Raw genomic sequence first — 14,426 nt, forward strand, 5'->3', positions numbered from 1 at the left:
TCCACTGCATATTTCGCGTAGAGAAATAAGGGGCGATAGGTAAAGTGTTACCTTAATCATCACGCGTATTGAAAGAACACTATAGGATAAAACTTGAATTCAATGCGAGTGAGAGAGCTATGCGGTTAGAACAAACTAAATGTGTAATTTTCGATTGTGATGGAACACTCATCGATAGCGAGAAGCTGTGTTGCCAAGCCTTAGTGAATGTGTTTTCTGGCTTTGGGGCTAAGTTAAGCGTTAATGACTGCTATGTGCACTTTCAAGGTGGGAAGCTAGCTGACATCTTAATGGATACGCAAGCACGTTTAGGGCTATCTATCTCCATCGATACACTCGAGCCGCTTTATCGCACTGAATTAGAAGCCTTGTTCCAACGCCATTTAAAGCCGATGGATGGTGCTATTGAGCTTATTGAATTCCTCAAGCAACAAGACATTGAGTTTTGTATCGCTTCCAATGCGCCTAAATATCGAGTTGAATCCTCATTGGCAATGACAGGAATGCTCGACGACTTCAAAGGCAAAGTATTTTCAGCTTTTGATGCCAATAGCTGGAAACCGGAGCCCGACCTGATCATGTATACCGCAATGAATATGGGCTTTTTACCAAACGAATGTATTTATGTTGATGACACGGTGAAAGGCATTGAAGCAGGGGTTCGTGCGGGTATTCAATCTTTTAGATTGCGACCAACGTTTGAAGGTTCATTGAGTGATAATACCGAAGCCGACATAGCAGAGCTAGCGGCTCAGGATATTTACAGTTTGGAAGAAATATCGATTTGGATTAATGGCAAGCGCTGCTCAAGTGGTGGTATACCGCACTCTGGAGCTTTGGTGGGGTAAAGCCTAATTGAAGGCTGACTACTTTGCTTAATTGTGTTGTGTGGAAACCACATGCAGCACAAGTGAACTTCTCTCCACTTTCTGAAAGTAGATATTCGTCATGTTGGCATAAAGGGCATGTGATGTCGTCGGTGTATGGTGCATCTGTTTTATTCATTATGTGTCACCTGCAGCAAAAGGGTAAGCGAAAATAAGACCCGTTCAAATAGATTACCCCTAAGCTCGATTATTAGACAGTTTTGGCTCCTCTTAATCCCTCCTTTGCGACTTACTTCATGTTAATAACTGAGGAGTATGGTTTTACCATAGTTATTAATCAGCACCAATAAAAAAGGACTCTATATGAGTCCTTCTTAGGTTTGTTCTTAATTCTGAGCATTAAGCATTAAGCATTAAGTGCAAATAGTTGATAGTTGATAGTTATTTGCCAAGTGCTAAGTGCGGTATCTTGCCAAAGTTTGAGACAGAGAAACCGATGCTTCAGTCAGCTTAGATACGCCCTTTGAAGAGTTTTGAGCGACATCTTTGATTACGTCTGATTGGCCTCGTATATCATTAAGCTCAGCAGCGATGGTATTCGCTACGTTGCTTTGTTCATCAGCTGACGTTGCTATTTGTAGACTCATGTCAATTAGCGCTTGTGCGGAATCTGCAATCGAGTTTACGTCATCACCGATATGTGAAATGAGTTGGCTACTGGTTTGCGCTTGATCAACCGTTTGCACCGTGATCTTAGCAATATTTTGACTCTCTTGCTGTAAGCGTTCAATCATCGTTTGGATCTCAACTGTAGCGGATTGAGTTCTGCTAGCAAGCGTTCTCACTTCATCAGCAACAACGGCGAAACCACGACCTTGTTCACCCGCACGAGCTGCTTCAATCGCGGCATTTAGCGCAAGTAAGTTGGTTTGCTCTGAAATTGCGTTGATCGTGGTGATGACTTCGTTGATTTGGCTTGTATTTACATTCAAGCTCGTAACAGAAGACGAGGTTTGCTCAATCAAAGAAGAAAGGGTGGTTATCTCTGAGATTGCTTGCTGAACCATAGCATGGCTATCATTGATTTGTTGAGCATCTTGCTCTGCTTGCTCTGTAGAGCGCGCAGAGATATTAGATACTTCATTCGCTGATGCCGTCATTTGATCCATTGCCGTTGCAACAGAGTCTAGAGATGAATTCTGGCTCATAATCTGTGTTTCACTGCGCTTCATCTCTTTTTCGAAAGAAGCTGACGTTTCACTCAGTGTCGCTGCGTTTTGGTTTACGTTATTGACTAGTTCACTTAGCGTATCCATTGAACGGTCAAGGGCGCAACCAATCGTACCAAACTCATCTCGGCCCGGATGGAAGCCAAGGCGAGATGTTAAATCACCATCACCAATCTTTTGAGTGGTTGAGTAAAGAACCCAAAGTGCGCCACCTAGGAAGGTTGCAACCCAGTAACAGAAAAGACCAAAAGGCAAACACCATAAAAGACTGAGTAATAATGTGTACAGAGCTTGCTGCTTTTGGTTCTGTGTATCAGTAGTTGAAACGGTAAGAGAGTAGTAGTTGCCATCTTGTGCCAGTGCCGTAGCAGTCACCGAACCCGTGTTTGAAATAGTGGTTTCTTGAAGGCGTGTTTGTTGGCTAATAGAACGAACCGAAGCTGGGGAATCTGACGCTGATAAAATGCCTTGCAACTGATATTCAACCTGCTGTTTTGCACTCGCGTCAATTTGTTCCATATTGTTGACGTAGTTGAGGCCAGCGAGGCTTGCCACAGCGGCAAAAAAGATCAAGAAAATGACCCAAAACTTGTCGTTAATAGACATTTTAATAAACAGTTTGTCTATCGTTCTAAATTGTACTTCTTTCATAAAAACTCCACGGTAAATCCTTTACCGTGGACTCTAAATAACCGACCTCAATAAAAATGTGATTTCGATCGACTAATTATGAAAGTTAATGATAGCAATATATCGTTCATGAGACATCAATCAAGTATTTTTGCTCTCGATGGGTTTATTAGCCTAATGATGGTAATAACCCTACTGAAATAAGGATTTGAATTGCAATGATAAACACGCCAACGCTACCCGCTAAAAACAGCGCTTTGCTTCCACCTAACACTTGGTAAGTTGATTCTGTAGCGTGAGGTTTTACTATTAAATCTGTGTAACGAACTTTGTATACCATTACTGTCGGCAGCAGAATTGCGAGCACTGAAAGTGCAATGGCAGCGTAACCCAAAGCCATGATAAAACCTTGTGGGTAGAACAAGGCAAAACCTAATGGTGGTAAAAAAGTGATAGCGGCCGTCTTAACGCGTTTGGCATTGCCTAGTTTCTTGCTTAGAGAGTCCCCCATGAATTCAAATAACCCCAAGCTCACGCCAATAAAAGAAGTAAGAAGTGCAAGGTCAGCAAATACACCCACGATCAAGCTTAAGTTTGATTGATGAACAGTTTGCGATAGTGAGACTAGAAGCGCACCCAAGCTAGTATCAGACAATAATTGCTCTTGGCTAACCACACCCAACGTAACACTCTGCCAGAAAACATAGATGACCAAAGGCAGTGCAGAGCCAATAATCATGACCTTACGTAAAGAGCGAACGTCACCATCCAGGTATCGAACAATTGAAGGGATGCTGCCGTGGAAACCAAAAGAGGTAAACACAACCGGTATCGCAGCAACAATCAGGCCTTGATGCAAAGGCATGCTCATTAGGTATTGAGAGGTGATGTTTGGTGCAAGGAAACTGAGTACCAGTACCATCGCAATCAGTTTAAGTCCGAATAAAACGCGGTTAACTTTATCAACACTGTGTGTACCAATCGTCACAACTCCCGCAACTAACAGTGTAAATAGGAGTGTAGTGACTTGGCCATTGAGTTCAATCCCTGCGATATCCGAGATACGTTGGTTAAACTGCGCACCGCCACCTGCAATGTATGCGGCACACAAAGCGTAGAAAAGAAACATCACGGCGAAGCTTGCGATCCACTTTCCTTTCGTTCCCAAAATCGTGTGAGCTAACGTGTGTAGAGTTGCGTCCGATTCAGCGAATTGATGAAGCTCTACCATTAATAATGCGGTGAAGCTCATGAGAGCCCATAAGCCAAGCATTAGAAATAGTGAGGTTGAAAAGCCAATTCCTGCAGATGCGAGTGGAAGAGCGAGCATGCCGGCACCAATGGTTGTGCCTGCAATGATCAAAGTACTACCAAAAACCTTTGATTTATTCATTGTATATAATTCTTTACGTTAGGGTGGGTTTTCGTTGTGTTTCTTCTGGTCTAAGAGAATAAACCCAAAGAATATCTCGATTTTCAAGTATCTTGATTGAGTTTAATTCCAAATGCAATGTTTAATGTAATTAAAAATATCCACTGTATATTAATATGTACAGTGGTTGGTGCGTAAGGAACTAAAAATGCTTAAGCAAACGTTTGAGTGTGATTTGCATCAAAATTTATAGGGTAATTTGTTGTAATTGGTGTAAGGTGACAGTACATATGTCGTTCGCGTATGCCCCTTTAGCGTAAACAAGCGTTAATGATCGCGAGTAGCTTCAAGCTATAAATATGGAATGGGTAGAGTAGAGTGCGTTCATCAAAGTGACATAATATAAGTCCAAGATGGTGCACTAGTTAATCGGACAACATGTCCACACCAAGGAATAGAGGGGGCACTATGAGTGACCAATCTTATAATGACGAAAGTCTAGAGTTGTTAGATGCTATGGAAATTGGTATCGATTTATCTGACTATGAACAGACGGTTAAACAATTAGCAGAAGAGCTTTTCAAGTCTTCGAACTAAGTTTTTAAAATCTTTAATTAGGTTTTACTGAGCTAAAGGTTTCTGTAGTTCAACGTTCTCAAATTAAACAATTCTTAAACTGAGCAAATCTCATTAGCTCACACGTCATAACAAAACTATCCTCATTAAAGTTCGCGAAGATAAACGAGTACGTTTACCATGTTACTTAGTTCTCGATACTTTAATGAGGTTCAATGAACTTTCTCGCACACCTCCACATCGCCAAGCATTGTAAAAGTAACTTAGCGGGTAATCTGTTAGGTGACTTCGTTAAAGGCGACCCTAGTAAATACTATTCAAACTCACTTTCAGACGGAATAAGACTTCATCGATTCGTTGATAGCTATACTGATCTTCATGATGTGTCTCGTTCTGCAAAATCGCTTTTCTCACACCAAACACGACGCTTTGCACCTATCGCACTCGATGTATTTTGGGATCACTGCTTAGCCAATCATTGGGCTCAGTTCTCAACGCAATCACTTGAGCGCTTTTGCGTAGACAGCCATCAACAGATCTTTGAACACCAAGAGCCTCATTGGCCTGAGCACTTCATTACTGTTCACCAGAAAATGGCAGAACAACGTTGGTTGCTAAGTTATCAAGACATGCCTTCCATTGAGGTGGTATTGCAACGCATGGCTTTGAGACGGCCAAAGCTTGGGATGCTTAAATCTTGCTATCACGACCTAGAACATCACTACAACACGTTGCAGTGTCACTTTCATAAACTTTATCCTAGTGTTTTAGAAGAAGCGAAGCAGTTTAATTCGCTTCAAATGAAGAAAAATCAAAAGGAAAGGTAAACAGCGTAATGCAGGTTTGCTACAATCCGCGCCTATTTAATCTTTGAGCATCATACTATGTCTGAATCTACAAAATCTTTTAACCAACTAGGATTATCTGAGCATCTTCTTGCTACGCTATCAGAGCTTAACTTTACGGCTCCTACCAGTGTTCAAGAGCAAGCGATTCCATTGGTATTAGAAGGTAAAGATGTATTGGCTGGTGCTCAAACGGGTACAGGTAAAACGGCCGCATTTGGTTTGCCAATTATCCAAAGATTAATCGAGACAAAAGACAACGTTATTCCAAACCCGAAGCTAGTTCGTGCGCTTGTGTTGGTACCAACACGTGAACTAGCGCAACAGGTTTTCGATAACGTAACCAGCTACGCAAAGGGTACCGACATCAAAGTCGTGGTGGCTTACGGCGGCGTTAGTATGAAGGTTCAAACTGAAAACCTACGCGGGGGAGCTGATATTCTTGTCGCGACTCCGGGCCGTCTTATCGACCATATGTTCACTAAGAACATCATGTTGAGCCACACTGAAGTGTTGGTACTGGATGAAGCAGACCGCATGCTAGACATGGGTTTCATGCCTGATATCAAACGCATTCTTTCTCGTATGAATGAGGTGCGACAGACTCTGTTCTTCTCTGCGACGTTTGATAACAAAATTAAAGCTCTGGCACATCGAATGATGCAGTCGCCAAGCGAAATTCAAGTGACGCCAAAAAACAGCACCGCTGACACCGTTACCCAGATGGTTTATCCAGTTGATAAATCGCGCAAGAGTGAATTATTGGCTTATTTGATTGGCTCAAAGAACTGGCAACAAGTGTTGGTGTTTACTAAGACTAAGCAGGGTACCGATGCTCTCGTTAAAGAGCTTAAGCTAGATGGCATTAAAGCGGCATCAATCAATGGTGATAAGAGCCAAGGTGCGCGCCAAAAAGCACTGGATGATTTCAAATCAGGTAAAGTACGCGCGTTAATTGCAACCGACGTGGCAGCTCGAGGTATTGATATCCAGCAGCTAGAACAAGTTGTGAATTACGATATGCCATTTAAAGCGGAAGACTACGTTCACCGTATTGGTCGTACTGGCCGTGCTGGCAACAGTGGTTTAGCGATCTCTTTGATGAGCCAGGATGAAGCTTATCTTCTGGGTGACATTGAACGCTTACTTGATACTCGCTTGCCTCAAGAGTGGTTAGAGGGCTTTGAACCAAGCCTAGAAAAAGATCTAGCCCCCGATCGAGGTGGTCGCAGTAAAAGTCGCTCATCAGAAAAACGTAAGATGAAAGCGAAACTTAAGATTCACCAAAATCGCGGTAAAGCGCGTCGCTAAACCTGCTGGCGGTTGCATCGTTTGTGATACTGTAAAAACTAAGCAGACTTGCTCAGACATAAAAATGCCCCGTTACTGTTATCAGTAGCGGGGCATTTTCGTTTTCGTTTTCATTTTAAGCACTAAGCACTAAGCATGAAACTTGAAGCCGCGATTTTAGTGTTTGTTTTGCTAATGTTCACATTTCCACACACAAGGGACTTCATAAATAAGCTCTTCAATCGAACTTGTATTCAATACCCATTCATCACTGATATTGAACGTACTGATCATTTGCTTGTTGAACAATTGCCAATGATTTAACAATGCTTCTTCAGGGGTCGATTGCATGACGCCTTCATTCCATGTGCTTTCCATGAAAGGAGTAAGACATACCGCTCCGTGCGCATACATGATCATTTGCCATTTAATTTCGTAAATGTTGATCAAATTATCTGGATTCGCATCATTATATTCATCTGCCAACATATTGATTTGTTTTTCGATATCACCAACATTGTCGATAAAGTAATCGACCAAGTTGTCTTTTTGGCGAACAGAGTCGGTGATAAGTTGCATTGGTTTGCGTGAGTGAATCATGTTGCTAAAGAGGCGCATACTGAATAAATAGATAGTAATGTTTGGCGCGACGCCTTTTGGTAATTCTTCTACGATTTTAGCAATGTATGACTGAAAATAATCATGTAAACAATCACTTATAGCATGCCAGATTTTCTCTTTGCTACCAAAATGGTGGCGAATAAGGCTATGAGATACGCCTGCTTTCTCACTGATGTTACGAAGAGAAACACTGTCATAACCATGCTCACAGAACATATCCGCAGCTACACCCATGATCAAAAATCTCGTCTCTTCAGCGTCTTTCGCGCTTCTTCTGCCTTGTTTCTTTTCAGTCATCTTCATTTCTACATTTACCTGATTACCACATTCTACACTGTTTTTCTTGAAATAAAAAATACTGCACAGGTGGAAAGTAAAGCTTGAGAACTCTTTAATAATAAATATACTGCCCACCTGTGTAATAAATCATAATAATTAAATGGAGAAGCATCATGCAATCCAATTTGTCTATCAAAGCGATACCGACCAAGCGTACGGGCGCGCTTATTGCCGCACTATTGCTCGCAGGCTCTCTAACTGGATGTAACAAAGTTCAATCAGAGGAAAGTGAGCAGGTAATCAAGCCTGTAAAGTTATTTGAGATTCCTCTGCGGGCAGATATCGAGCTTGATAGTTTTATCGCAAAAGTGGATGCAACCGACCGTGCTGCGCTTTCATTTCAAGTGGGTGGCGATATCGAAGTTTTTGATGTTCGTATGGGACAAGAAGTTAAGAAGGGTCAGGTGCTAGCCGCATTAGACGCGACGGATTACCGTATTGCCGTTGATGCAGCTCAAGCTAAATTTGACTTGGCGAACAGCCAATACAAGCAAGCTTCTGAGCTGTATTCGAAAAAGTTAGTCAGTACCGATTACTACGACCAAGCCGTCAACACCTTTACTGCCGCTGACGTTGAGTTGGAACAAGCAAAAACAAACCTTGGTTACACCACATTAGTTGCTCCATTCGATGGCATGGTATCGATGGTGTTTGGTAAGCAATATCAGTTAATTGCTGAAAAGCAGCCAGTTCTTAATATTTTGAATCACAGTGAAATGGATGTGACGTTCTCTATTCCGGTATCTAAGCTTGAAGACCGTTCTATTCAAGACCTAACGAGCTCAAACATGTGGGTTGTAATGGATAGCCACCGCGGTATTCGTATCCCAACGCGTTTTAAAGAGATCTCTACACAACCAGATGAAGACACCAACAGCTACCAAGCGGTTGTATCTATCGACAAGCCGGTAGGCATCAATCTACTTTCTGGAATGACAGCGCAAGTTGAAGTTCAGAAGAGTAAGTCAGACTACGGTATTGGCATTGTTGATTCAGCTTGGCTTACCAAACAAGCTGACCATGGCGAGCTATGGCGCTATAACCCAGACTCTCGATCGATTTCTAAGTTACAAGTCCTGCTTGATGAGCAAGGTAAAGTTATAGAAGGTCTTTCTTCTGGTGATCTTATCGTTGAAGCCGGTGTGGATGTGTTATCTGACGGACAGCAAGTAAAAGCTTGGCTTCGTGAGGGGGGTATTTAATGAACCTTTTAAAATTATCAGTTGTTGTCGCGTCGGTTTTGTTACTTCAAGCCTGTAACAATGAAGCTGTACACCGTGAACAACCGCCTTTATTGGTTTCTACCTTTGACGTTGGCGCGCCGCTGACTGATCAGTTCAGAAGTTTTAATGGACAGGTGATGCCTGCAGAACTTACACCGTTGACATTTAAGCTTGCAGGCGAAATTCAACAAGTATTGGTGGAAGCCGGTGACAAAGTCGAAAAAGGGCAGTTATTAGCCACCTTAGATAACGCAACGTACCTTCAAGATCTAACTGATGCTAAATCTCAATTCAAACTGGCGAGCAAACAGTTGGCCCGTGGTACGGAGATGTTTGGCAGCAAGATGTTATCGCAATCAGAACACGACCAACTTACGGCCAACTACAAACTAGCATCGGCGAATTTGGCGGCAGCAAAACGCAAGTTAAGTTACACAGAGCTTTTAGCGCCATTCTCAGGAACAGTTTCAACCGTAGATAAGCAACGATTCGAAAACACGACTCCTGGAGAAACACTCCTGAGTGTGTACCAGAACGATAAGGTGTATGTGCGAATTCAAGTGTCAGATTCTATTTTGGCGTCGATCAGCCCAGACATGCGTTCGAGCAGTTACCGCCCCCAAGCAACTTTTGGAGGTCACTCGGGGGAATATCCTCTGACGTATCTAGAGCACACTAGCGAATTGCACCCACAATCACGTACCTACGAGTTTTGGATGCAGATGCAGCAGCCTGAAAGTGAAATTCTGCCGGGCACGAGCGTTACGGTCAATGTGGATATGGCGAAAGCGGGTCTGAGTGATGTTCAAGGTTACCAGTTACCAATGACAACGCTAGAAGCGGGCTCTGAAGCTAATCAGTTCTATGTGTGGAAAATGGAAGACGGACAAGCATTCAAAAGCGAAGTAGAAGTCGACAAAATCAGTGGCCAAGGCACATTAATCGCTCATGGTGTTGAGCAAGGTGATCGACTCGTAAACTCGAATCTAAGAAAACTCCGTGACGGAATCGAATTGTCAGGAAAAGCAGAATGAACATCGCAGAATATTCAATTAAAAACAAAGTAATCAGCTGGCTGTTTCTAGTCATTTTGGCCATTGGCGGTGTGTCGTCTTTTGGCAACCTATCCCGTTTAGAAGACCCAGCTTTTACCATTAAAGATGCAATGATTATTTCAACTTACCCTGGCGCTACGTCTATGGAAGTTGAAGAAGAGTTAACGTATCCACTTGAAAAAGAGATACGACAACTGCCTTATATCGACAAGATCACTTCAACGTCGTCGAATGGTATGTCTCAAATTATGGTCAGCATGAAGATGGACTACGGTCCAGACGAGTTGCCCCAAATCTGGGATGAAATGCGTCGTAAAATCAACGATCTACAGCCAACACTACCCAGTGGTGTTAATTCAGTTCAGATTATTGATGATTTTGGTGACGTATTTGGTGTGATGATCATGCTGACCGGTGATGGTTACGATTATGTCGAGCTAAAACAGTACGCAGATTACCTAACGCGTGAAATCGAATTGGTTGACGGTGTTGGCAAAGTAAGTATTGCGGGTGACCAACAAGAGCAATTGTTTGTTGAGATGTCACTTGAGCGTTTAGCGGCGCTAAACCTAGATATGTCGATGGTAACGTCACTGTTAGCACAACAAAACAGTGTGGTATCGGCAGGCGAGGTAATGTTGAATGGCCAAAGCCTAACAATCAAACCTAACGGAACATTGAGCACGGTTGAAGAGCTAGAAAACCTGATCATTCATGGTCGTGACACAGGCAATTTGATTCGCTTGAAAGATGTCGCTGAGGTTACTCGCGGTATCCAAGAAAAACCGGGCAATGTATTAACGTACAACGGCAAACCAGCAATCAACCTTGGTATTGCGTTCTCTTCAGGCGTAAACGTCGTCGAAATTGGTAACGCGTTAGATGCCGAACTGGATCGTTTAGAAAGCATTAAGCCTGCCGGTGTAGAGCTGAACTACTTCTACAACCAAGCGCAAGAAGTAGACAAATCAGTGGCTGACTTTTTAATCAGCCTAGTAGAAGCCGTTGCTATTGTTATCATCGTACTGCTTTTTGCAATGGGTTTACGCAGTGGTTTGATCATCGGTCTAGTGCTTCTATTGACGGTATTTGGAACCTTCATCCTGATGGATTACAACGATGTCGAACTGCACCGTATCTCACTGGGTGCACTTATCATCGCTCTCGGTATGCTGGTGGATAATGCGATTGTTGTCGTTGAAGGTATTCTGGTTGGCTTGAAGAAAGGCAAAACCAAGCTTCAAGCAGCGAAGGACATCGTGACACAAACACAATGGCCACTATTGGGTGCGACCATTATTGCTATCACGGCCTTTGCACCAATCGGTTTGTCGAAAGACGCGACAGGTGAATTCATGGGCTCACTGTTCTGGGTTTTGTGTTTTTCATTGTTCTTGAGCTGGGTTACAGCGCTAACGCTGACTCCGCTCCTTGCAGAAATGATGCTGAAAGAAGAAGACAAGGTCGATGAGAACGAAGACCCATACAAAGGTATTCTGTTCGTTGTATTCGGCGCGTGTCTGAAAGTAGCACTTCGATTTAGGTGGCTTACCGTAGTAAGTATGGTCGCGCTATTAGCAGTTTCTGTTGTTGGTTTTGGTATGGTGAAGCAGCAGTTCTTCCCGCCATCAAATACGCCAATGTTTTACGTCGATATGTGGATGCCGGAAGGTACCGATGTACGTGAAACGATTAAGCAGACAGAAAAAGTTGAAAGCTACATTCGCCAGCAAGACGACGTTGAGTTTGTAACTACAACAGTTGGCCAAGGCATGCAACGTTTTGCGCTGACATACCAACCCGAGAAAAGTTACGAAGCGTACAGTCAACTGCAGGTACGAACGACTGACCGAGACACCATGTTTAAAGTCTTAGAAGGGCTAGACAAGGACTTGGCCAATAAATTTGAACAACCTACGTTCCAATTTAAATTGATTGAGTTTGGCCCGTCGCCAGCGTCAAAAATCGAAGCTCGTATTAGCGGTGCAGACCCGCAGATCCTTCGCAGCATAGCTGTTGAGGTAGAAGATATCTTGTTGGCGGATCCTGGTTCTCGAAATGTGCGTCACGACTGGCGTGAACGCACCAAAGAGCTCGTGCCACTGTTTAACGAATCAAAGGCACGTCGCCTTGGTATTTCAAAGACGGATCTGTCTGAGACATTACAGATGGCGTTTGGTGGCTACAACATCGGTTTACTGCGCGATGGTACGCACATGTTACCTATCGTGGCACGCCTGCCTGAAGAAGAGCGTTTTGACTTTGAATCACTGAACAATGTGAAGATCTGGAGCCCATCACTGCAAACCTACATTCCTGTAGAACAAGTGATCGATGGGGTTGAGCTTCAATGGTCTGAGCCACTGATTCAACGTCGTGACAGAAAACGTACGTTAACGGTTCTGGCTGATCACGATGTATTGGGTGATGAAACACCAGCTAGCTTGTTTGCTCGCGTAAAACCACAAGTAGAAGCATTGGCTCTACCAGAAGGTTACAGCATCAGTTGGGGCGGTGAGTACGAGAGTTCTAAAGATGCACAAGAATCTCTATTTGGTTCACTGCCAATGGGTTATTTGTTGATGTTTATCATCACTATGCTTCTGTTCAACTCGGTTCGTAAGCCACTTGTAATTTGGTTTACGGTGCCACTCTCTATCATTGGCGTTTCGATTGGTCTGTTAGGTACTAATATGCCATTTAGCTTCACTGCGTTCTTAGGTCTATTGAGTCTAAGTGGCATGATTTTGAAGAACGGTATCGTACTGCTTGACCAGATCAACAGTGAGCTACAAACAGGTAAAGACCCATATTTAGCGGTTGTCGACAGCGCGATCAGTCGTGTACGACCGGTATCTATGGCAGCACTAACGACTATCTTGGGCATGATTCCCTTGGTATTCGATGCATTTTTCGGCTCGATGGCGATTACCATCATGGCAGGCTTAGGCTTTGCTACAGTACTAACGCTAATAGTAGTACCAGTGATGTTCGCCATTCTATATAGAATCAAACCGTCCACTGCGGGTTATTAGGGATTGATATAAAACAGATTCTTTTAAGCCAGCCCAGTCAATTTTGACTGGGCTTTTTTACGGATATGGTTTGATAAAACAAGACGAAGATAGGTCCGAACTAAGAGGACGTTGCGATAGCAATGCGTGCCTTAACAAGGATCGTTTTAAAAGATAGGTATTATAAAAGTGGTTAGCCAATGGTAAAGCGGCTTCCGGTATAATAGAGAATAGAGAATAGAGAATAGAGAATAGAGAATAGAGAATAGAGAATAGGGGCTAGATTCTAGATTGCTAGGCGGATATCCAACTCAATCGGCTTTGGCATGGCTAAGTGATAGCCTTGATACATATCGAAGCCTAAACTTTGCATCGCAGTCAGTTGCTGTTGGGTTTCTATCCCTTCGATGACCGTCTTTGCACCGATTTGGTTGGCAAGCTTAACTACTAACTCCATTTTTTGAGTATCACCGTTTTCAAAATCCAACATAACAGAGCGATCGATTTTGATGATATGAGGAGTGATATGGCGAACACGTTGCTCTGTTGACGCCTGTGCTCCAAAGTCATCAACCGCGATTTGAAAACCATTATCTGCAAGTGAGTGGGCCGCGTTTTTTAAGCGTTCTTCACTCTCTACATTAAGTTCGACCAACTCCATGACGATTTGTTCGCACGATAAGTTAAGCTCGTGAAGACGTTTAGCTAACAGAGTGTCTTTTACTTTTTCTGATGCAAACAACTCACCAACGTTTGGAAGTACGTTCAAAAAAAGGTTTAAGTGACGGACCGTCGATTGTGCGAAGTTACGGATGTGAATGGCTCGGCTCAGTCTCTCTACGTTGATTTTGTCTGTGTATGAGGTTTCGTCTGAATGGAAGAAGTGATCTGGGCGAACGACATCACCTTTACAATTGGAAATACGAACCAAAGCCTCTACGCCTATCTGAGTAAAAGAAGAATCAAATATAGGTTGGTAGACACTTGTAAGTGTTAAGTCTTGGTATTTCGCAATAAACTGCATATCGGCATCCACAGATATACAACTAATAAATTCACTTCTGTCTGATAAAATCATAATCGCTAATAAAAGGTGTTTATTCAGTGACGAGAATACACATCACAGTTGTCATAATATTGACAGGTGTTGATAAATTGTCAATTAATATAAATTAATTTGTCACGGTAACATCTAAATAATTAAAGTCAGCGAAAAATCAGGATGATAAAGGTCATTATGTATCAAGGATATATATTGATTAGCTTGTTTAATAGGTTCAGTGAATTTGATGTCTGAGTAACCTGTATCACATCAACCCTATCAATATAAAGCCTTAACACGTATACACCTGAAATAAATATGGTTAAAGGCTTACATTCTGGGGGAGTTGTGATCACCAAGCGA

The 14,426-nt window shown here is 42.8% G+C and carries 11 protein-coding genes; 7 read left to right on the forward strand and 4 right to left on the reverse strand.

Annotated elements, in window-relative coordinates:
• Positions 1 to 119: 119 nt before the first annotated feature.
• Positions 120 to 848, forward strand: a complete 729-nt coding sequence (locus AB4589_RS17410; RefSeq protein WP_029222776.1) for an HAD-IA family hydrolase — start codon at positions 120 to 122, stop codon at positions 846 to 848.
• A 434-nt stretch (positions 849 to 1,282) separates the two neighbouring features.
• On the opposite strand, the gene AB4589_RS17415 is transcribed toward AB4589_RS17410, so the two are convergent.
• Together AB4589_RS17415 and AB4589_RS17420 are read right to left on the reverse strand one after the other, a co-directional pair.
• Positions 1,283 to 2,707: a methyl-accepting chemotaxis protein gene (locus tag AB4589_RS17415; RefSeq protein WP_017100523.1), complete on the reverse strand. Its 1,425-nt coding sequence runs from the start codon at positions 2,705 to 2,707 to the stop codon at positions 1,283 to 1,285.
• A 148-nt stretch (positions 2,708 to 2,855) separates the two neighbouring features.
• Entirely contained in the window at positions 2,856 to 4,079 is a 1,224-nt protein-coding gene (locus tag AB4589_RS17420) for an aromatic amino acid transport family protein (RefSeq protein WP_372101275.1), read from the reverse strand.
• 447 nt (positions 4,080 to 4,526) lie between these two features.
• Here AB4589_RS17420 and AB4589_RS17425 point away from each other — a divergent pair, with 447 nt between their 5' ends.
• The 3 genes from AB4589_RS17425 to AB4589_RS17435 all read left to right on the forward strand — a co-directional run bounded on the left by AB4589_RS17425 (position 4,527) and on the right by AB4589_RS17435 (position 6,790).
• On the forward strand, positions 4,527 to 4,655 hold the full coding sequence (locus tag AB4589_RS17425; protein ID WP_017059831.1) for a hypothetical protein: 129 nt from the start codon (positions 4,527 to 4,529) through the stop codon (positions 4,653 to 4,655).
• Positions 4,656 to 4,849: 194 nt separating this feature from the next.
• The gene (locus AB4589_RS17430) at positions 4,850 to 5,461 is read left to right on the forward strand and encodes an ACP phosphodiesterase (RefSeq protein ID WP_017100525.1); all 612 of its coding nucleotides are present in this window, start codon (positions 4,850 to 4,852) and stop codon (positions 5,459 to 5,461) included.
• 57 nt (positions 5,462 to 5,518) lie between these two features.
• Positions 5,519 to 6,790, forward strand: coding sequence for a DEAD/DEAH box helicase (locus tag AB4589_RS17435; protein WP_012600681.1), 1,272 nt, complete (start codon positions 5,519 to 5,521; stop codon positions 6,788 to 6,790).
• Positions 6,791 to 6,961: 171 nt separating this feature from the next.
• On the opposite strand, the gene AB4589_RS17440 is transcribed toward AB4589_RS17435, so the two are convergent.
• On the reverse strand, positions 6,962 to 7,693 hold the full coding sequence (locus AB4589_RS17440) for a TetR/AcrR family transcriptional regulator (RefSeq protein ID WP_371709834.1): 732 nt from the start codon (positions 7,691 to 7,693) through the stop codon (positions 6,962 to 6,964).
• A gap of 149 nt (positions 7,694 to 7,842) precedes the next feature.
• Between AB4589_RS17440 and AB4589_RS17445 the strand changes: the two genes are divergently transcribed.
• The 3 genes from AB4589_RS17445 to AB4589_RS17455 are packed head-to-tail and all read left to right on the forward strand — an operon-like array spanning position 7,843 to position 13,042.
• Positions 7,843 to 8,931: an efflux RND transporter periplasmic adaptor subunit gene (locus AB4589_RS17445; protein WP_372101277.1), complete on the forward strand. Its 1,089-nt coding sequence runs from the start codon at positions 7,843 to 7,845 to the stop codon at positions 8,929 to 8,931.
• Positions 8,931 to 9,986, forward strand: a complete 1,056-nt coding sequence (locus AB4589_RS17450; RefSeq protein WP_372101279.1) for an efflux RND transporter periplasmic adaptor subunit — start codon at positions 8,931 to 8,933, stop codon at positions 9,984 to 9,986. The genes AB4589_RS17445 and AB4589_RS17450 overlap by 1 nt, the downstream gene beginning before the upstream one ends.
• Positions 9,983 to 13,042 carry an efflux RND transporter permease subunit gene (locus AB4589_RS17455; RefSeq protein ID WP_372101281.1) on the forward strand — a complete coding sequence of 1,020 codons (3,060 nt, stop codon included), beginning with the start codon at positions 9,983 to 9,985 and terminating at the stop codon, positions 13,040 to 13,042. The genes AB4589_RS17450 and AB4589_RS17455 overlap by 4 nt, the downstream gene beginning before the upstream one ends.
• A 265-nt stretch (positions 13,043 to 13,307) precedes the next feature.
• Here the strand turns inward: AB4589_RS17455 and AB4589_RS17460 are convergent, their stop codons facing one another.
• The gene (locus AB4589_RS17460) at positions 13,308 to 14,045 is read right to left on the reverse strand and encodes an EAL domain-containing protein (protein ID WP_122047319.1); all 738 of its coding nucleotides are present in this window, start codon (positions 14,043 to 14,045) and stop codon (positions 13,308 to 13,310) included.
• Between the last annotated feature and the right edge of the window lie 381 nt (positions 14,046 to 14,426).

The organism is Vibrio sp. 10N.222.49.A3, from assembly GCF_041475145.1.
Classification (GTDB): domain Bacteria; phylum Pseudomonadota; class Gammaproteobacteria; order Enterobacterales; family Vibrionaceae; genus Vibrio; species Vibrio tasmaniensis_A.